Source organism: Kitasatospora sp. NPDC059795, from assembly GCF_042732175.1.
Lineage (GTDB): Bacteria > Actinomycetota > Actinomycetes > Streptomycetales > Streptomycetaceae > Kitasatospora.
Genome location: NZ_JBHWID010000016.1, coordinates 97,484 through 115,324, shown reverse-complemented (window position 1 = coordinate 115,324; position 17,841 = coordinate 97,484). Strand labels below are relative to the sequence as shown.

The 17,841-nt window shown below is 72.6% G+C and carries 21 protein-coding genes; 13 read left to right on the top strand and 8 right to left on the bottom strand.

Annotated elements, in window-relative coordinates; genetic code table 11:
- Window positions 1–11: 11 nt before the first annotated feature.
- From ACFV4P_RS28550 to ACFV4P_RS28540, 3 genes are all read right to left on the bottom strand, one after another.
- Window positions 12–413 carry a hypothetical protein gene (locus tag ACFV4P_RS28550; protein ID WP_380475900.1) on the bottom strand — a complete coding sequence of 134 codons (402 nt, stop codon included), beginning with the start codon at window positions 411–413 and terminating at the stop codon, window positions 12–14.
- A 370-nt stretch (window positions 414–783) separates the two neighbouring features.
- Window positions 784–1,395, bottom strand: coding sequence for a CBS domain-containing protein (locus ACFV4P_RS28545; RefSeq protein ID WP_380475898.1), 612 nt, complete (start codon window positions 1,393–1,395; stop codon window positions 784–786).
- Window positions 1,392–1,916, bottom strand: a complete 525-nt coding sequence (locus ACFV4P_RS28540) for a pyridoxamine 5'-phosphate oxidase family protein (protein WP_380475895.1) — start codon at window positions 1,914–1,916, stop codon at window positions 1,392–1,394. Before ACFV4P_RS28540 ends, ACFV4P_RS28545 begins: the two co-directional genes overlap by 4 nt.
- Window positions 1,917–2,116: 200 nt before the next feature.
- On the opposite strand from ACFV4P_RS28540, the gene ACFV4P_RS28535 reads away from it, so the two are divergent.
- The 8 genes from ACFV4P_RS28535 (at window position 2,117) to ACFV4P_RS28500 (ending at window position 7,780) form a co-directional block, all read left to right on the top strand.
- Complete coding sequence (locus tag ACFV4P_RS28535; protein WP_380475893.1) at window positions 2,117–3,712, top strand: M4 family metallopeptidase; 1,596 nt, start codon at window positions 2,117–2,119, stop codon at window positions 3,710–3,712.
- A 35-nt stretch (window positions 3,713–3,747) separates the two neighbouring features.
- Entirely contained in the window at window positions 3,748–4,101 is a 354-nt protein-coding gene (locus ACFV4P_RS28530; protein ID WP_380475892.1) for a zinc ribbon domain-containing protein YjdM, read from the top strand.
- Window positions 4,102–4,190: 89 nt separating this feature from the next.
- Window positions 4,191–4,640: a fluoride efflux transporter CrcB gene (gene crcB, locus ACFV4P_RS28525; protein ID WP_380476073.1), complete on the top strand. Its 450-nt coding sequence runs from the start codon at window positions 4,191–4,193 to the stop codon at window positions 4,638–4,640.
- Entirely contained in the window at window positions 4,637–4,987 is a 351-nt protein-coding gene (locus ACFV4P_RS28520) for a DUF190 domain-containing protein (protein WP_380475890.1), read from the top strand. Before crcB (ACFV4P_RS28525) ends, ACFV4P_RS28520 begins: the two co-directional genes overlap by 4 nt.
- Complete coding sequence (crcB, locus tag ACFV4P_RS28515) at window positions 4,984–5,358, top strand: fluoride efflux transporter CrcB (RefSeq protein ID WP_380475888.1); 375 nt, start codon at window positions 4,984–4,986, stop codon at window positions 5,356–5,358. Before ACFV4P_RS28520 ends, crcB (ACFV4P_RS28515) begins: the two co-directional genes overlap by 4 nt.
- A 307-nt stretch (window positions 5,359–5,665) precedes the next feature.
- A complete protein-coding gene (locus ACFV4P_RS28510) occupies window positions 5,666–6,865 on the top strand; it encodes a cytochrome P450 (protein ID WP_380475885.1) in 1,200 nt (399 codons plus the stop codon).
- Window positions 6,866–6,912: 47 nt separating this feature from the next.
- Window positions 6,913–7,110 carry a ferredoxin gene (locus ACFV4P_RS28505; RefSeq protein ID WP_380475883.1) on the top strand — a complete coding sequence of 66 codons (198 nt, stop codon included), beginning with the start codon at window positions 6,913–6,915 and terminating at the stop codon, window positions 7,108–7,110.
- 79 nt (window positions 7,111–7,189) lie between these two features.
- Window positions 7,190–7,780, top strand: a complete 591-nt coding sequence (locus ACFV4P_RS28500) for an AAA family ATPase (protein ID WP_380475880.1) — start codon at window positions 7,190–7,192, stop codon at window positions 7,778–7,780.
- Here the strand turns inward: ACFV4P_RS28500 and ACFV4P_RS28495 are convergent.
- From ACFV4P_RS28495 to ACFV4P_RS28485, 3 genes are read right to left on the bottom strand one after another with little or no spacing between them, the layout of a single operon-like run.
- Window positions 7,774–8,403 carry an MBL fold metallo-hydrolase gene (locus tag ACFV4P_RS28495; protein WP_073810364.1) on the bottom strand — a complete coding sequence of 210 codons (630 nt, stop codon included), beginning with the start codon at window positions 8,401–8,403 and terminating at the stop codon, window positions 7,774–7,776. The genes ACFV4P_RS28500 and ACFV4P_RS28495 overlap by 7 nt on opposite strands.
- Entirely contained in the window at window positions 8,403–9,488 is a 1,086-nt protein-coding gene (locus tag ACFV4P_RS28490) for an S-(hydroxymethyl)mycothiol dehydrogenase (protein WP_073810366.1), read from the bottom strand. Before ACFV4P_RS28490 ends, ACFV4P_RS28495 begins: the two co-directional genes overlap by 1 nt.
- A 29-nt stretch (window positions 9,489–9,517) precedes the next feature.
- Entirely contained in the window at window positions 9,518–10,240 is a 723-nt protein-coding gene (locus ACFV4P_RS28485; protein ID WP_380475878.1) for a phosphatase PAP2 family protein, read from the bottom strand.
- A gap of 143 nt (window positions 10,241–10,383) precedes the next feature.
- Between ACFV4P_RS28485 and ACFV4P_RS28480 the strand changes: the two genes are divergently transcribed.
- Window positions 10,384–11,490: a PucR family transcriptional regulator gene (locus tag ACFV4P_RS28480; RefSeq protein WP_380475876.1), complete on the top strand. Its 1,107-nt coding sequence runs from the start codon at window positions 10,384–10,386 to the stop codon at window positions 11,488–11,490.
- A gap of 1,049 nt (window positions 11,491–12,539) precedes the next feature.
- A complete protein-coding gene (locus tag ACFV4P_RS28475; RefSeq protein WP_380475873.1) occupies window positions 12,540–13,622 on the top strand; it encodes a hypothetical protein in 1,083 nt (360 codons plus the stop codon).
- Window positions 13,623–13,766: 144 nt separating this feature from the next.
- Here the strand turns inward: ACFV4P_RS28475 and ACFV4P_RS28470 are convergent, their stop codons facing one another.
- Window positions 13,767–14,816, bottom strand: a complete 1,050-nt coding sequence (locus ACFV4P_RS28470) for an aldo/keto reductase (protein ID WP_380475871.1) — start codon at window positions 14,814–14,816, stop codon at window positions 13,767–13,769.
- Between the two features lie 299 nt (window positions 14,817–15,115).
- Between ACFV4P_RS28470 and ACFV4P_RS28465 the strand changes: the two genes are divergently transcribed.
- From ACFV4P_RS28465 to ACFV4P_RS28455, 3 genes are all read left to right on the top strand, one after another.
- Window positions 15,116–15,520, top strand: coding sequence for an SsgA family sporulation/cell division regulator (locus tag ACFV4P_RS28465; protein WP_380475869.1), 405 nt, complete (start codon window positions 15,116–15,118; stop codon window positions 15,518–15,520).
- 210 nt (window positions 15,521–15,730) lie between these two features.
- A complete protein-coding gene (locus ACFV4P_RS28460) occupies window positions 15,731–16,255 on the top strand; it encodes a ricin-type beta-trefoil lectin domain protein (RefSeq protein ID WP_380475867.1) in 525 nt (174 codons plus the stop codon).
- 76 nt (window positions 16,256–16,331) lie between these two features.
- Complete coding sequence (locus ACFV4P_RS28455) at window positions 16,332–16,706, top strand: VOC family protein (protein ID WP_380475864.1); 375 nt, start codon at window positions 16,332–16,334, stop codon at window positions 16,704–16,706.
- A 28-nt stretch (window positions 16,707–16,734) separates the two neighbouring features.
- Here the strand turns inward: ACFV4P_RS28455 and tgmC are convergent, their stop codons facing one another.
- Entirely contained in the window at window positions 16,735–17,823 is a 1,089-nt protein-coding gene (gene tgmC, locus ACFV4P_RS28450; protein ID WP_380475863.1) for an ATP-grasp peptide maturase system methyltransferase, read from the bottom strand.
- Between the last annotated feature and the right edge of the window lie 18 nt (window positions 17,824–17,841).

Here is a 17,841-nt window from a genome sequence, read left to right as displayed (position 1 = left end):
GACAGAACTCATCAGACGCAGTCGTACCAGAGGCTGAAGGTGTTCGCCCCCGGGGAGACCGGGGTGCCGCCCCACCACCAGCAGCCGTTGCCCTTGGCGACCCAGCCGGTCGAGGCGTACTGGGAGTACCAGCCGTAATCCTTCGCCGCGTCGGGACCGCCGACCTGCTTCGTGATGACCGCCTCCGTCCAGGCATAGCCGCCGGTCTGGTTCCAGGTGTTGACGCAGAGGCTGTTGCCGTCGTAGGACCGGATCAGACGGGAGCTCATGCCGTTGTAGCTATTCGCGCGAAGAACGGTCCCATCGCAGTACCCGGCCGCGTGGGCTGCGGTCGGCAGACCCAGCAGCAGCGCAGAGCTCATCGCCGCCGCCGCACCGAGCCCGGCCAGGCGTCGAATCGTGGTCGTGGCCATCACCATTCCCCTTCGTCGAAAGTGGAGAACGGGGCAGCCCTGGCCGCTACTCGCCGGCCGAACATCCCCCCGTCGTCGCCCATTCACCGCCATTGGTGGGGCGTCCACCGCGTGGTGAGGAATCTAGTGGGCGGCGACCGCCCGGAAGGCCGCTCGAACCGGACGAACAGCTGCAACTTCGTACACTCAGAAAGCGCTGTTCAAGGGGTAGTTGGCGATTCGGGGCGCTGTGTTTCGAAGGTTTCCTTCGTGTAGATGCGATGCTGGCGGAGCGTTCGACCCCGGGCGCCGCGGGGGAGGGTGCGATGGCCGGTTCGGTGCTTGCCGGGCCGGGTGGGCGGCGTTAGGTCGTGCCTCGTAATCGACCGAGCTAAGCCGCGGCGCGCGTGGTGCGGTCGGTGACCGAGACCACGCCGTCGACGGCGGCGCAGAGGCGGCGCAGGGTGCCGGTGGGGCAGTGGGGGCCGGTGGTGCCGCTGAGGGTGACTTCGCCCTGGACGACGTCGACGGCGATGGATGCGGGGCTGGCGTCCTGGAGGGTGGTCAGGACGTCCTCGACGATTTCGCGGCGGATCGCCAGGTCGTCGCGGAGGAAGACGCGGAGCAGGTCGCCGCGGCTGACGGTGCCGATCAGGCGGCCGTCCTCGGGGGAGACCACGGGCAGGCGTTTGACCCGGCGGCGGGTCATCAGGCGGGCGGCGGCGACCACGGTGGACTCGGGGGTGGTGCACACCGCGGGCGAGGTCATCAGGTCGGCGGCGGTGGTGCCGGTGCCGCGCAGGTGTACGGGGGCGGGCAGCAGGGACGCCGGGTCGTACTGGGCGAGTTGGGTGCGCAGCAGGTCGGCCTCGGAGACCACGCCGAGCGGCCGGTGGTCGGTGTCGACCACCGGCACGGCGGTGATGTCGTACTCGGCGAGCAGTGCGACGATCTCGCGGAAGCCCGTGCCGGGGCTGACGGTGACCACGTGACGGGTCATCATCGCTCCGACGGTGCAGTGCCGCATCGCCCTTCGCCTCCTCGGTCCGCGCCGGTCCGGTGCCGGGTGCGGTCCCACTCTGTGGGGCGGGCGCCGTCGGGCGCGAGGGCCGGAGGTCCCGTTCGGCGGGGCCGCTCGGCGGGCCGGGGCGGCAGCAGCCGCAGGCCGGACACCCATTCGGGGCGGATCCGGACGGACACCGCGGGCGGCCCGGTCGCGGCGGCCGGGTGCACGGCGTCGGCGTGGCCGAGCACGGTGACCGTCCAGCCGCTGCCGTCGGCCGGGTCGACCTCGTCGGCCTGGAAGGCGACGACGGTGCCGGCGACGGCGCGCAGCAGTTCCTCGTCGGGCCGCTCGACCAGCACGTTGCCGTCGTCGACCAGGCGGTACCGGACGGGCAGGACAGCGGGCAGCGCGTGCCGGGTGTAGACGAGTCGGCCCACCGAGTGGCGGGCCATCAGGCGCAGGCACTGGTGGTGGTCGAGGCTGACGCCGTCGGCGGCGGGAACGGGTTCGATGGTCATGCTCCGATCCTGGGCGGTCCGGGCCGCGTGGCGGGAGGGCCTTTGGTCGTTCCCGCCCCGGTCGAGCGGCCCCCCGCACGGGTGGTTCCGGCCGCCGGGATACGAACAGGTCACGGTCATTAACTGTTCATAGAACTGTTTGTGTGTTCACCGTCAGGCTGTCAGTCGGCCAGCCCCCAGCTACCCGACTGGAGTCACGAGTGAGCCCCTCCTCCTCCGCCCGCCGCCGTACCCTCACCGCCGGCGCCCTCGCGGCGAGTGCCGCCCTGCTCGTCGCCGCCGTCCAGGTCGACACCGCCTCCGCCGCACCGGGCCGCGACGCGGCGATCGCCCGCGCGGAGGCCAACGTCTCCCGGCACGCCGACCTGTTCGGCTTCGGCCCCGGCCAGGGCCTGAAGGTCAAGGACGTGATCATCGACGCGAACGGCGCGCAGCACGTCCGCTTCGACCGCACCTACCGCGGACTGCCCGTGGTCGGCGGCGACCTGGTGGTCCACCAGGACGCCCGCGGCAAGCTCACCGACTCCTCACGCGCCAAGGGCCACGACGCCGCGGTGACGTCCGTGGTGCCCGCCGTGCCCGCGCAGCACGGCGCCGCCGCCGCGCTCGGCCAGGTGCAGGGCATCTCCGGCGCGGTCGCCACCCCCGAACTGGTCGTCTGGGCCGCCGACGGCACCCCCCGGCTGGCCTGGCAGACCACCGTCAGCGGCGAGGGCAAGCAGGGCCAGCCGGCCGGCCGGGTCGTCGTCACCGACGCCACCACCGGTGCGGCGATCGAGAGTTGGGACTCCGAGCAGTCCGTCGCCGGCACCGGCCACTCCGAGTACACCGGCGACGTCCGGATCGACACCACCCAGCAGTCCGACGGCAGCTACGCGCTGATCGACCCCGTCCGCGGCCACAGCACCCGGGACGCCAAGAACATCGGTGCGAGCAGCGTCAAGGCCACCTCCGGGACGCTGGTCACCGACGCCGACAACATCTGGGGCGACGGCAAGAAGTTCTCCAAGGACCGGGCCACCGCCGCCGTCGACGCACACTCCAACACCGCCTGGACGTACGACTACTACAAGAACACCTTCGGCCGGAACGGCATCAAGAACGACGGCAAGGGCGCCACCGTCTTCGTCCACGTCGGCACCAACTGGGACAACGCCCAGTGGGTCGACAGTTGCTTCTGCATGATGACCGGCGACGGCAACGGCAGCACCGACCCCGAGCAGGTCGACCTCGACACCATGGGCCACGAGATGACCCACGGCGTCACCAGCGCCACCGCCAACCTGCGCTACAGCGGCGAGTCCGGCGGCCTCAACGAGGCCACCAGCGACATCTTCGGCACCATGGTCGAGTGGTACGCCAACAACGCCGTCGACACCCCCGACTACCTGTTCAGCGACCAGTCCACCCCGCCGTGGCTGCGCCGCTTCGACAAGCCCTCGCTGGACGGCGCCTCCGCCGACTGCTGGAGCAAGTCGGTCGGCAAGCTGGACGTGCACTACTCCTCGGGCGTCGCCAACCACTGGTTCTACCTGGCCAGTGAGGGCAGCGGCAGCAAGACGATCAACGGCTACACCTACAACAGCCCGACCTGCAACAACTCCACCGTCACCGGCATCGGCAACCAGAAGGTCGCCGCCGTCTGGTACCGGGCGCTGACCGTCTACATGACCTCCACCACCAACTACGCCGGCGCCCGCACCGCCTCGCTGAACGCGGCGAAGGACCTGTACGGCGCGGGCTCCACCGAGTACAACGCGGTCGCCGCCGCGTGGAGCGCGGTCAGCGTCAGCTGATCACGCACGCGTTCGGAGGCCGATATCCTGGCGCAATGAGCGACAACCTGCCCCCCTGCCCCAGCTGCGCCGGCCAGTACACCTACGAGCTGGACGCCCTGATGGTCTGCCCCGAGTGCGGCCACGAGTGGGCCCCCGCCGAGGAGGCCCCGGCGGAGCAGGCGGGGGAGCGGGAGATCCGGGACGCCGTCGGCAACGTGCTGGCCGACGGCGACACCGTCACCGTGGTCAAGGCCCTGAAGGTGAAGGGCAGCGTCTCCGGCATCAAGGCCGGCACCAAGGTGCGCAACATCCGTCTGGTCGACGGCGTCGACGGCCACGACATCGACTGCCGGATCGAGGGATTCGGCGCCATGCAGCTCAAGTCGAGCGTGGTCAAGAAGGCCTGACCCGCGCCGTCCCGTACAGTGACGCGCCCGGATCGCTCGGGCGCCGTGCGAGTGGGAGACGTGTGCCCGTGGAGAGCTCCCGGCCGTCGATGACGGCCGACCCCGCGCCCGCCCCGCGCCGGCCGAGGCGCGGGCCGGACCGCGAACTGGCGTCCGTGATCGGCGTGGTGGCCCTCGGCGGCGTGCTCGGCGCCTGCGCCCGGTACGCGATCACGCTGGCGTGGCCGCCGGCCCCCGACGGCTTCCCCTGGGCGACGCTGCTGATCAACGTGGTCGGCTGCGCGGTCATCGGGGCGTTCATGACGGTGCTCACCGAAGCCTGGCGCGCCCACCGCCTGGTGCGCCCGTTCTTCGGCACCGGCGTGCTCGGCGGGTTCACCACCTTCTCCACCTACGCGGTCGACATCCAGCGCCTGGTGCTGGCCGGCCACGCCCCGGCGGCCCTCGGCTACCTGGCCGCCACCCTGTTCGCCGCGATGGTCGCGGTCTGGGCCGGCGCGGCCACCGCCCGCCGGGTGATCGGACGGAGGACGCGATGACCCCGCACACCGTACCCGCGCTGCGGCTGACGGCGCTGACCGGCGAGGACCAGCGCTGGCGCCACCGCCCGCTGTACGCCGAGATCGTGCACCGCGCGCACGCCGCCGGGCTGGCCGGCGCCAGCGTGTTCCGCGGCATCGAGGGCTTCGGCGCGTCCGCGCTGGTGCACACCTCCCGGCTGCTGTCGGTCGGCGACGACCTGCCGGTCGCGATCGTGGTCGTCGACCGCGAGGACCGGATCCGGTCGTTCCTGCCGCAACTGGACGAGCTGCTCGATCGCTGCCTGGTGACGCTGGACGCCTGCGAGGTGCTGCGGCCCGCCGACCCGCCGCAGGAGAAACGGTGAACTGGCTGCTGGTGATCGTCGGCGCGGCCGTCGGCGCGCCGCTGCGCTACCTGACGGACCGGGCGGTGCAGGCCAGGCACGACACGGTCTTCCCGTGGGGGACGTTCGCCGTCAACGTGGCCGGCTCCCTGGTACTCGGACTGCTGACCGGCGCGGTCGCCGTCGGCGCGGCCTCCTCGCAGCTCCAACTGCTGCTCGGCACCGGCTTCTGCGGCGCGCTGACCACGTACTCGACGTTCTCGTACGAGACGCTGCGGCTGGCCGAGAGCGGGGCCCGGTTCTACGCGGTGGTGAACGTGGCGGGCAGCGTGGTGGCCGGGCTCGGGTCGGCGTTCACCGGGTGGGCGATCGCCCAGGCGCTGTGGGTGTGAGGTCGTGGCCCGTTCTCGATCGGCCGTAAGGATGATCCCTCGACCCTGAGGGGCATGGACATGGCTGGTGGGCGGGCCTGCCGACCCCCATGGGAACGCACGTGCGTCGCCGGAATCCGGACAGAATGCCCGCGCCGGGCCGGATCGCCTTTCCGTGGCCACGGACCGCGAGTTAGCGTGACGTTGAGTTAGTTGCCCGAGGCATTCAATTGCCCGGGCCGCGCGCAGTCGCAGGCCCACCCGCCGACGCCACCGCCGACGCCACCGCCGACGCCACCGCCGGCCCAGCTCCGGAAGGGAGCACCAGATGGCCACCGTCGCCGACACCTCCCCCAGCAGCCACCCCGCCCCGCGCGGAACCTGCCCCTTCTCCCCGCCGCCCGTCTACCAACAGGCCCGGCACGAAGAACCGATCAGCCGCATCGCCCTCTACGACGGCACCCCCGCCTGGCTGATCACCCGGCACGAGGACGTCCGCGCCGTCCTCGCCGACAACCGGTTCAGCTCCGACCCCGAGAACCCCGGCTTCCCGTTCCTCACCGAGGCCGCCCGCGAGTTCGTCACCGTCCGGCCCACCTTCATCCGGCTCGACGACCCCGAGCACGGCCGGCTGCGCCGCATGCTCACCGGCGACTTCACCGTCCGCCGCACCGCCACCATGCGGCCCGAGATCCAGCGGATCACCGACGAACTCATCGACAAGATGATCGACGGACGCCAACAGGCCGACCTGGTCAGCGAGTTCGCACTGCCGCTGCCCTCCCTGGTGATCTGCCTGCTGCTCGGCGTGCCCTACGAGGACCACGACTTCTTCCAGGAGTGCAGCCGCGTCCTGCTGCACCGCGGCTCCACCACCGAGGCCGTCGTCGACGCCAACGCCCGCCTCACCGAATACATCGACGCCCTGGCCGAGTCCAAGCGCGACAACCCCGACGACGGCATCCTCAGCCGTCTGGTCGCCCGCGGCGAACTCGCCATCGAGGACATCGGCGCGATGGGCCGACTGCTGCTGATCGCCGGACACGAGACCACCGCCAACATGACCTCGCTGTCGGTGCTCGCCCTGCTGCGCAACCCCGAGCAGCTCGCCCACCTGCGCGCCCACCCCGAGGCCGTGCCCGCCGCCGTCGAGGAACTGCTGCGCTACCTCTCCATCGTCCAGACCGGCCTGGTCCGCACCGCCGTCGCCGACGCCGAGATCGGCGGCACCAAGATCCGGGCCGGCGAGGGCGTCGTCCTCCAGATCAACACCGCCAACTGGGACGACGACCGCTACCCCGGCGCCGACACCCTCGACCTCACCCGCGACACCCGCCAGCACCTCGCGTTCGGCTTCGGCGTCCACCAGTGCCTCGGCCAGCCGCTCGCCCGGCTGGAACTGGAGATCGCCCTGGAGACCCTGCTGCGCCGGCTGCCGGACCTGAAGCTCGCCATGCCGTTCGAGGACGTGCCGTTCCGGGACGACATGCTGATTTACGGCGTCCACGAACTCCAGGTCGCCTGGTGACCGCCGCCCCGCCCGCCCCCGCCGGCGCCCCCGTGAAAGAAGGAACCGTGACCGTCACCGTCGACCAGGACCGCTGCTGCGGCGCCGGGCAGTGCGTCCGCAACGCCCCCGAGGTGTTCGACCAGCGCGACGAGGACGGCATCGTCCTGCTGCTCGACCCCCGCCCGCCGGCCGAGCTGCGCTCCGCCGTCGAGGACGCCGTGGTGGCCTGCCCCTCGGGCGCCGTCCGGATCGTCGAGGACTGACCCCGACAACACCCCGGCTAAGCTCCCGAACCGTCCCGCCGTGACCCACGGCGGGACGGTTTCGCGTCGAGGAGGGGACATGGAGCTCGTCGCGCGCGGCGTGCACGACCTGCGCGGGCAGGACGGACCGCCGCTGACGGTCCGCTACGGACCGGACGCCGCCGTGGTGGTGGCCGGACTGCCCGGCAGCGGCAAGAGCACCCTGCTGCACCGCTGGGACGGCCGCGCCCCCGTCCTCGACCCGCGCACCAGCCGACTCGCCGCCCAGGCAACCGTGCCCGACCGGGTCCCGTACCCCGTCTACCGGCCCGTCGTGCGCACCCTGCACCTGCTGCGCATCCGCGCCGCGCTGCGCCGGCCCGGGCCGCTGCTGGTGCACGACTGCGGCAGCCGCCGCTGGATGCGCCGCGCCCTCGCCCGCTGGGCCCGGCAGGGCGGACGCGAGCTGCACGTGGTGCTGCTCGCCGTCCGCCCCGAACAGGCCCTGGCCGGCCAGCACGCCCGCGCCCGCACCGCCGCGCCCGGCGTCTTCCGCCACCACGTGCGCGGCCTGACCTCGCTGGTCACGGCCGTCGAACGCGAGGGCCTCGCGGCGTTCCCGGGCGCGGCGTCGGTGCTGCTCGCCGACGGAACCTCGCGCGGGCGGCTGGCCGGCGTCCGCTTTCAGTGACCGCGGGCGATCCACTCCGCCAGGTGCGGGGCCTCCGCGCCGATCGTCGTGGTGTCGCCGTGGCCGGTGCGCACCACCGTCTCCGCAGGGAGCGTCAGCAGCCGGTCGCGGATCGAGTCGACGATGGTCGGGAAGTCGGAGAACGACCGCCCGGTCGCGCCCGGGCCGCCCGCGAACAGGGTGTCGCCGGTGAAGACGGTGCCCAGCGCCGGCGCGTACAGGCTGACCGCGCCCGGGCTGTGGCCCGGCGTGTGCAACACCGTCAACTCGACGCCCGCGACGGTCAGCCGCTGCCCGTCGGCGAGCGCCCCGTCGGGCTTGCGGTCCGGGTGGGTCTGCTGCCACAGCACCTGGTCGTCCGGGTGCAGCAGGATCGGCGCGCCGGTGCGGGCGGCCAACTCCGGCGCGGCGTCGATGTGGTCGTTGTGCGCGTGCGTGGAGACGATCGCCACCAGCGTGCGCCCGGCCACCGCCGAGGCGATCGCGTCCGCGTCGTGCGCGGCGTCGATCACGACCACCTCGCGGTCGTCGCCGACCAGCCACACGTTGTTGTCGACCTGCCAGGTGCCGCCGTCCAGGCTGAACTCGCCCGAGGTGACCAGGAGTTCGATGCGGGCCGCCATCAGAACACCACCACCGAGCGGAGCACCTCGCCGCGGTGCATCCGGGCGAACGCCTCCTCGACGCCGTCCAGCGGGATGGTCTCGCTGACGAACGCGTCCAGGTCGAGCCGGCCCTGCCGGTACAGGTCGATCAGCATCGGGAAGTCCCGCTCCGGCAGGCAGTCGCCGTACCAGGAGGACTTCAGCGACCCGCCCCGGCCGAACACGTCCAGCAGCGGCAGTTCAATGGTCATCTCCGGGGTCGGCACGCCGACCAGGACGACGGTGCCCGCCAGGTCGCGGGCGTAGAACGCCTGCTTGTACGTCTCCGGACGGCCGACCGCGTCGATCACCACGTCGGCGCCGTTGCCGCCGGTCAGCTCGCGGATCGCCTCGACCGGGTCGGTCTCGCGCGAGTTGACGGTGTGGGTGGCGCCCAGACTGCGGGCCGTGACCAGCTTGCGGTCGTCCACGTCCACCGCGATGATCCGCGACGCGCCCGCCAGCAGGGAGCCCACCACCGCGGCGTTGCCGACGCCGCCGCAGCCGATCACCGCGACGCTGTCGCCGCGGCCCACCTGGCCGGTGTTGATCGCCGCGCCCAGGCCGGCCATCACGCCGCAGCCCAGCAGGCCCGCCGCGGCCGGCGAGGCCGCCGGGTCCACCTTGGTGCACTGGCCCGCCGCGACCAGGGTCTTCTCGGCGAACGCGCCGATGCCCAGGGCCGGCGACAGCTCGGTGCCGTCCTCCAGCGTCATCTTCTGCTTCGCGTTGTGAGTGGCGAAGCAGTACTGCGGCCGGCCGCGCCGACACGCCCGGCAACGGCCGCACACCGCACGCCAGTTGAGGATCACGAAGTCGCCCGGCACGACATTGTCGACGCCCTCGCCGACGGACTCCACCACACCCGCCGCCTCGTGGCCCAGCAGGAACGGGAACTCGTCGTTGATCCCGCCCTCCCGGTAGTGCAGGTCGGTGTGGCACACGCCGCACGCCTGCACCCGCACCACGGCCTCGCCCGGCCCCGGATCGGGCACCACGATCGGCACCACCTCCACCGGCGCACCCTTCGCCCGCGCGATCACACCCCGCACAACCTGAGCCATTCCGAAACCCTTCTCCCTGAACGCAAATGTCACGGCGCGGACGGTCGGTCCCGGCGCCCGCCCGGTCGGCGTTCCAGCAGCACAGCGCCACTTTCGCCATCCTGACGTGCCAGCAGCGTACCCAGCGCCAGCCACCCCGCCGCCAGCAGCCAGCCGCCCAGCACGTCGAGTGCCCAGTGCACCCCCAGATACACCCGGCTCGCACCGACCATCCCCGCGAACACCAGCGCGCCCACCGCGGCGGCGCGGGCCGCAGCCGGACGGGCCAGCGCCACCGCGAGCGCCAGCAGCCCCGCGGCGGCCGCCGCCGTGAACGCGTGACCCGACGGGAACGAGAACCCCGACGCGTGCACCGCCCGGTCGGCCACCGGCGGCCGGGGCCGCCCGAAGCCGTGCATCAGCAGCTGACGCAGCCCCTGGCCCAGCAGCAGCCACACCGTCGGCGCGAACAGCACCAGCGCCACCGGCCGGCGCAGCTGCCGGTCCTGGCGCGCCCGGCGCAGCCGGCGCACCGCCAGCGCGCCCGCCGCCAGCGTCAGCAGGTACGGCAGCGGCGCCGAGCCGCAGGCCGTCACCACCGTCGCCACCGGGACCGCGAAGCCCGGCCGGTGGCTCGTGCACCAGTCCAGCACGGCCTGTTCGAACGCGAACGGGCCCCAGCCGTGCGCGGCCAGCAGCCCCGCCAGCACGCCGAAGACGGCCCAGCAGCCCAGCAGCGCCCTCCAACTCCTGGTGGCACGGCCAGGCGTCATCGCGGAACCTCCCTCGCAGCGGCGGCGCCACCCGGGACACGCGCGCCGCAGCAGACATCGTACGGGCCCGAACAACGGCCGCCGCAAAAACGCTCGCGGTAATAGGATGCGGCGGTCGAACAGCAGGTGAAGGAGTGTCAACAATGGCCGAGCAGGCAGCGGCCGCGGAACTCGCCGAGCAGTACGTCGGCATGCTTGCCGAAGTGTCTCGCTCCGGACGGCGGCTGACCCGGGTCGAGGTCGAATCACTGCGGGAACTCGGCGAACGCGGCGCCGAGGCCGGGCACGGGCTGCGCGAACTGATAGCCCACTGCATGGGGGCCGGACGCAAATCCTGGGCCCGACTCCCCGGCGTCGCCGGGGCCGACAGCACAGGCGAACTCCGGCAGGTCGGCGAAGCGTTGCTGCTCGCCGTCGAGACCGCCCTCGCCGCCGTCGGCGAAGGCCACGAACGAGCCCAACGACTGGCCGTCCGCCAGGAGGAGGCCGCGCGCCGCGAGTTCATCGACGACCTGCTGTACGGCCGCAGCGACCTCGGCACCCTCGCCGCCCGCGCCGAACGCTTCGGCCTGCGCCTCGCCCGCACCCACGCCGTCGCGGTCGCCGTCGCCCCGCAGCCCTACGGGCACGTCGACCCCGTCGTGCGGCGCGTCGAACGCGAACTCACCGGCCGCTTCGGCGAACGCGACGTCCTGCTCACCACCAAGGACGGCCGGCTGGTCTGCGTCGCCCCCGAGAGCGAACACGCCGTCCTCGACGCCTTCGCCCGCCTCGCCCTGCACCCCGGCGCCGGCTACCCGCCCGCCCGCCGGGTCGCCATCGGGCGGCGGCACTCCGGCGCGGGCGGCGTCGTCCGCAGCTACGAGGAAGCACTCGACGCGCTCGACTTCGCCGACCGGCTCGACCTGCCCGCCGAACTCCTGAACGCCGAGGAACTGCTCGTCTTCCCCGTCCTGATGCGCGACCGCGCCGCGATGGCGGACCTGGTCCGCACCGTCCTCGGCCCGCTGGCCGCCGCGCGCGGCGGGGCCGGACCGCTCCTGGACACCATCGCCGTCCAGGCCCAGGCCGGCTACGTCAACGCGGAGGCCGCCCGCCGCCTCGGCGTGAGCGTCCGCACCCTCGGCTACCGCACCGACCGCATCAAGGCCCTCACCGGGTACGACCCGGCGGACGCGCTGCACCGCTACACCCTTGAGACCGCCGCGATGGGCGCCCGCCTGCTGGGCTGGCCGGGGCAGCCGCTGTAGGCGCGGCTCGCGCGGCTCGCGCGGTGTGCGCGGTGTGCGCGGTGCACGCGGTGTACGGATCGGGCGTCAAGAGGGCGACAAGATTGCCGGATCCTGGCAATGTGCACACCCCCCGCGACCTGCGACGATCTTCCTGTCGCCGGGAGACCGGCGCAGCAGGGCCACCGGGAACGGGGGGAACGCCTCCCGATGGCCCGGGTGCCGATGTCCCGAACCGGGGGGTGAGGGAGTCGGTACCCGAGGGGGGAAGTCGACGTGCCGAGCCGGGGGGTGGCGGGCGTTGACAGGAGGGGGGAGGTCGACGTCCTTGGCCGGGGGGTGAAGGACGTTGACACGAGGGGGAGTTGACGTCCTGAGCCGGGGGGTGAGGGGCGTTGACAGTGAGGGGAGCCGATGTCCCGAACCGGGGGGTGAAGGGTGTCGGCGCCCGAGGGGGAAGTCGACGTGCCGAGCCGGGGGGTGAGGGGCGTTGACAGGAGGGGGGAAGGTGTCGACGCCCGGAGTCGGGGGATGCGGGCGTCGGCACCCGAGGGGGAAGGACGCCGCCTTGTTCGAACGGGCGAAGCGAGGGCAGGTCGCGGGGGGCCGGCCTTCGTGGGGCCCACTTCGAGGAAGGCGGCGCGACCCTTTGCGGAACCCTCGCACTCCAGTACCTCGGCAAGCACCTGATGGAGCGCGGCGACCTCACCGCCGCCCTGGACCGCCTGAACGAGGCGCTGCGGGCGGGCGCGGCCCCAACGGCCTGAACCACACCCGGACTTGACCTCTCCCGCCACGCCGGTTCGTCCGGGCCCCACCGGGAACGGGGAGCGCACCAGCCCCGGGGATCGGGCACGGCTACGTCACAACCGGTAGGGGGCGCTCCGTCGGTTGGCTCGGCCGGGTGTTGTGCGAACGGCTGGGGGGTGTCGGGCGGAGGTACGGGTTCGGGTCGAGGTGCTGGGCCGGTGGTCGGTGGCGCGCCTAGGGTTTGTGGCCACCGGATTCCCGGCGACACCACATGTCCTCACCACTCTGGGGGTTGATCGCCCGTGAAGGAAAGATCCGATGTGAAGAAGCCCGCCCGGGCCGTGCTGCTGGTGCTGGCGATGCTGGTCGGGCTGCTCGCCGCCGCCGTTCCGGCCGCGGGGCCCGCGCAGGCCGCGGTGCCCGACCGGTGGGGGTTCGCGTTCCTGGACAACCCGACGCCGCCGACCGGGTACGTGCCCGATCCGTCGCGGCAGTGGGGGAGTTGGGCGTCCCCGGCGAGCAACCCGGTCACCGTGGACCAGACCGGGCCGGGGGCGTACGTGGCGCACTTCCCGCTGATCGCCGGGCCCGGGGGCGTCGCGCACGTCACCGCCGTGAACCGGACCGGCACCTGGTGCCAGCTGACCGGCTGGGGCTCCGTCGGCAGCGGGATCGACGTCAAGGTGGCCTGCTACCGGCCGACCGGCTCGCCCGACAACTCGCCGTTCACGGTGCTGTACACCAGCAGCAGCGGCACGCCCGCGCCGCCCGGCGGGGACTACGCGTACCTGCACTCCACCGTGAGCGGCGCGCTGGTCACCCAGTACAACTCCTCCGGCGGCAGCAACGTCTCCGGCCACGGCTCCACCGGCATCTGGAAGGCGTGGCTGCCCGGCGTCGGCGGCTCCGGCAACCTCGGCAACGTCGAGGTCACCGCCGTCGACCCGATCCGGGGCGCGCGCTGCAAGGTCGCCGACTGGGCGCCGTCCGGCACCGGGCAGACCTTCGTGGTGGCCTGCTTCGACGCGTCCAACGCCCCCTACGACACCCAGTGGACACTCAGCTACTCGGTCAAGCGCGCCGTGCACGGGCCGGCGATCCCGCCGAAGTCGTTCGGCTACCTCTGGTACAACGGCTCGGTGCCGGGCGGCACCAACTTCAACTCGGCGGGCGGCAGCAACGGCCTGGCCGTCGGCATCCCGTTCAACGTCACCCTGCCGGCCATCGCCGTGCCCTCCGACCACGCGCAGGTCACCGCGTACGGCAGCGGCCCCGGCTGGTGCCAGCTCGCCCTGCCGTGGGCGCGGAGCTCCGGCACCGTGCAGCTGAACCCGATCTGCTTCGGCCCCGGCGGGTCGCCCGTGGCCGCGCCGTTCCTGACGGCGTACACGTCCGCGTTCTGACGGCCTGCACACCCGTGTTCTGACGGCCTACGCGTCCGCGTGCTGACGGGCCGTCGGCGTCCCGCTCCGAGTCCTCGGGGGCGGGGCGCCGTGCGTCACTCCGCCGGGCGGTCGGTCGTCACTCCGCCGCAGGGCGGTCGGTCGTCACTCCGCCGCCGCGCGGTCGGCCGCCGGGCGGCGCAGGGCGGACGGGGCGAGGGTGGGGGAGGTCCAGGCGCCGTCCGGGTGGTACAGGTTGGTGCCGGGCGGGACGATCGCGTCGATGCGGTCGAGGGCCGCGTCGTCCAGGGTCAGCGAAGCGCCCTTCAGCAGGCCCTCCAGCTGCTCGACGGTGCGCGGGCCGATGATCACGGAGGTCACCGCCGGGTGGGCCAGCGGGAAGGCCACCGCCAGCTCCGGCAGCGTGCAGCCCAACTCCTCGGCCAGCACGACGAGTTGCTCGACCGCTTCGAGCTTGCGGACGGTCACGGGCAGCGCCGGGTCGAAGCGGTGCGGCGTCAGCGCCGCCCGGCCCGAGGACAGGTCGATCGCCCCGCCCTTGCGGTAACGGCCGGTCAGGAAGCCGGACGCCAACGGGCTCCAGGTCAGCACGCCCATGTGGTAGCGCTGCGCCACCGGCAGCACCGAGGACTCGATGCCGCGTGCCAGGATCGAGTACGGCGGCTGCTCGGTGCGGAAGCGCGGCAGCGCCCGGCGCTCCGCCACCCAGTGCGACTCGACGATCTCCTCCGCCGGGAAGGTCGAGCAGCCGAACGCCCGGATCTTGCCCTGCCGCACCAGGTCGCCCAGCGCCGACAGCGTCTCCTCGACGTCGGTGCGGCCGTCCGGCCGGTGCACCTGGTACAGGTCGATCCAGTCGGTGCGGAGCCGCCGCAGACTGTTCTCCACCTCCTGCACGATCCACCGCCGCGAGTTGCCGCCCCGGTTGGGGCCCGGGCCCATCGGGAAGTGCACCTTGGTGGCCAGCACCACGTCCTCGCGCCGGCCCTCCAGCGCCTTGCCGACGATCTCCTCCGACTCGCCCGCCGAGTACATGTCGGCGGTGTCCACGAAGTTGATGCCGTGGTCCAGCGCGGCATGGATCAGGCGGATGCCCTCCTGGTGGTCCGGGTTGCCGACCGAGCCCAGCATCATGGTGCCCAGGCAGTGCGCGCTGACCTCGATGCCGGTGCCGCCGAGCGTGCGGTAACGCATGGTCAATCCCCTTGTCCCCGTCGGATGTTCTGGCGTGGTGCGGTGGTCACTGTAGGAGTTGGAGTGCGCTCCAGAGCAACTCCTGCGCTGATCCGATGGACATGACGGCTGGCCCGGACAACGGTCGTTGGACATCGTCCGGTACAGGGTCGCGGTCTACGAGGACCACCTCGAACAGCAGGCCTGAAAGGACCGGCGGCTTGTGAAGGTTTGGGGTGCGAGGCGCTGGGAGCGGCTCCGCGGGGTAACCGTCCGCAGCCAGTGCCGAAGCGTCGCCGAGGACAAGGAGTGCGCCCCGCATGCCCGTCTCCGCCGCCTGGACCACCCGGGTCACCCTGCCGCACAGCCCCTACCCCGAGACCGCCGTCGAAGCCCGGCTGCGCTTCGATTCCACCGAGCCGTACGCCGTCTGCCTGGTCTTTCCGCCGATGCAGCCCGGCGACGAGCCCGTCGAGTGGTGCTTCGCCCGCGAGCTGCTCAACGAGGGACGGCACGCCCCCGTCGGCAAGGGCGACGTGGCCGTCGCGCCCGGCCCCGACGGCACCGTGCACATCACGCTGCGCAGCCGCACCGCGCAGGCCGTGATCAGCGTCCCCGGCGAGGCCGTCACCGGGTTCCTGCTCGACTCCTTCGCGCTGATCCCGGCCGGGACGGAGACCGCGCACCTCGACCTCGACGGCGAACTCGCCCGCCTGCGCGACTGAGCACGGCCGACCGCGGCGCCTGCTGATCACGCAGGTCCGGACGGTTCTCAAACCGCATGACACTCCATCGGATGGCTGTCGCCCCTGCCCGGGCGTGTCGGGCCCGCCCGCTGCCAACCTTGCCGACAGCCGGGCAGGTGCGCACCCCGCACCCACCGGCAGCCTCGTTCGATCCGCCGGCATCCACCGGTGCACTCACGGAGGTACGTCATGTCCCGTTCCACCACCGCGTTCACGGCCCTGGCCGCCGCCGGGCTGCTCGCCCTGGCGGCGCCCGCGACCGCCGTCACCACGCCCCGCGCGGCCGCCCACACGATGTGCGTGGACGTGGGCGGCTCGCGGAACAACGGCGACTGGACGAAGATCTGGCAGTGTCTCAGCCCCGGGTTCGGGAACCAGGACTTCGTGATCGACCGGGGCCAGATCAAGGTCAAGGACACCATCGGCTCCGGCCGGGAGATGTGCCTCGACGTGGGCGGCGGCCGCAACGACGGCGACCGGGTCAAGATCTGGCAGTGTCTCAGCCCCGGGTTCGGGAACCAGGACTTCGTGATCGACCGGGGCCAGATCAAGGTCAAGGACACCATCGGCAGCGGCCGCGTGATGTGCGTGGACGTCGGCGGCGCCCGCAACAACGGCGACCGGGTGAAGATCTGGCAGTGCCTGAACCCCGCGTTCGGCAACCAGGACTTCGTGATCGACAGCGGCCAGATCAAGGTCAAGGACACCATCTGACCCCTCGGAGCCCCCAACGACGCCCGGCCGGGACGCGAATGCGCCCGGCCGGGCGCCGTGTGACAGACTCGCCCGCATGGTCTCGGTAGTGCAGAACGTGGCGATCGACTGCGCCGACGCGTACAAACTGGCCCGGTTCTGGGCCGAGGCGACGGGCCGCCCGCTCGACCCGGACGCGACGCCGGGCGACCGGGAGACCCAAGTGGAGCTGGCCGACGGCGGGTTGACGCTGTACTTCAACCAGGTGCCCGAACCGAAGACCGTCAAGAACCGCGTCCACCTCTGCCTGCGCCCCGACACCGCCCGGGACACCGAAGTGCAGCGACTACTGGCCCTCGGCGCCACCCTGGTCGGCGACCACCGCAACACCGACGGCACCGGCTGGGCGGTCCTCGCCGACCCGGAGGGCAACGAATTCTGCGTCCTGCGCAGCACCGCCGAACGAGCCTGAGCCTTCGAGCTCGACGGTGATCGCGGGCTCAGTCCCATTCGATCCGCTGGCCCTCGGCGCTGACCACCATCCGCAGCCGCTCGCCCGTCGGCTCACCCGCGACGCGCCACCGGGTGATCAGCTCGGCCACCGCGTCCCAGAGGCGTACCGGCCCGCCCTGCCGAACCAACCAGCGGCCCCCGTCCTCGAACACCACGGCCCATGACCCGCTGCCCACGTCCACCAACACATGCTCGGTGCGTCCGTTTCGAGGCATGGCGAAGTACTGCGCCGTGGGCGCCGCGAACTGCGCCACGAACCGGGCCGCCCACTGGTCGAGCACGTCAGCGCCGATGCCGGCCGGACGGGCCTCGCCCTGGTCGAGCGCCGGCAGCATACCGAGCGGCGGTGGCATGTGCGGGCGGGCGAGCATGAACGACACACCGCCGGCGAGCACCGGACCGACTGCCGTGCCGTCCTCGGCCACCGTGAGCCTTACCAGCTCGGAAGCGTTCATCCAACCGCCCACGGGCACCAGGATTTCGCCGCCCGGCCGAGTCTGTGCGATCCACTCGGCCGGAACGGTTCGGACCCCGCAGGTGGCGATGATCCGGTCGTAGGGCGCGCCCTTGGCGTACCCGGCGAGCCCGTCACCGGCCACCAGCTCTGGCCAGTAGCCGAGTCCGCCGAGCGCCACGGACGCCCGAGCCGACACGTCCGCGTCCACCTCGATCGAGGTCACCTGGTCGTCGCCAAGGACGTGTGTCAGCAGGGCAGTTGAATAGCCGGTGCCAGTGCCAACCTCCAGCACCGACATACCGGACCGCACCCGCAGGTCTTCGAGCATCCGGACCACCAGGCCGGGCAGCGTCGAGGACGACGTGGGCACCTGCGCCAACCGGCCCTCGACCTGCCGAGGTACCACGCAGCCGGCGAGCTGCGTCACCAAGGTGTCATCCTCGTACACGCGGCCGATCAGCTCGGGCGACTTCTCCAACGACACGGGCCGGTACCACCCGTCGCCGTCGTACTCGAACCAGCCGTCGCGCAGGAACGCCTCACGGGGGACGGCCAGCACGGCTGCTTCCCACTCGGAGGACCGGATCACGCCCGCTTCCTTCAGCTGTGCGGCCAGCACCGCCCGCAGCCCTTCGGA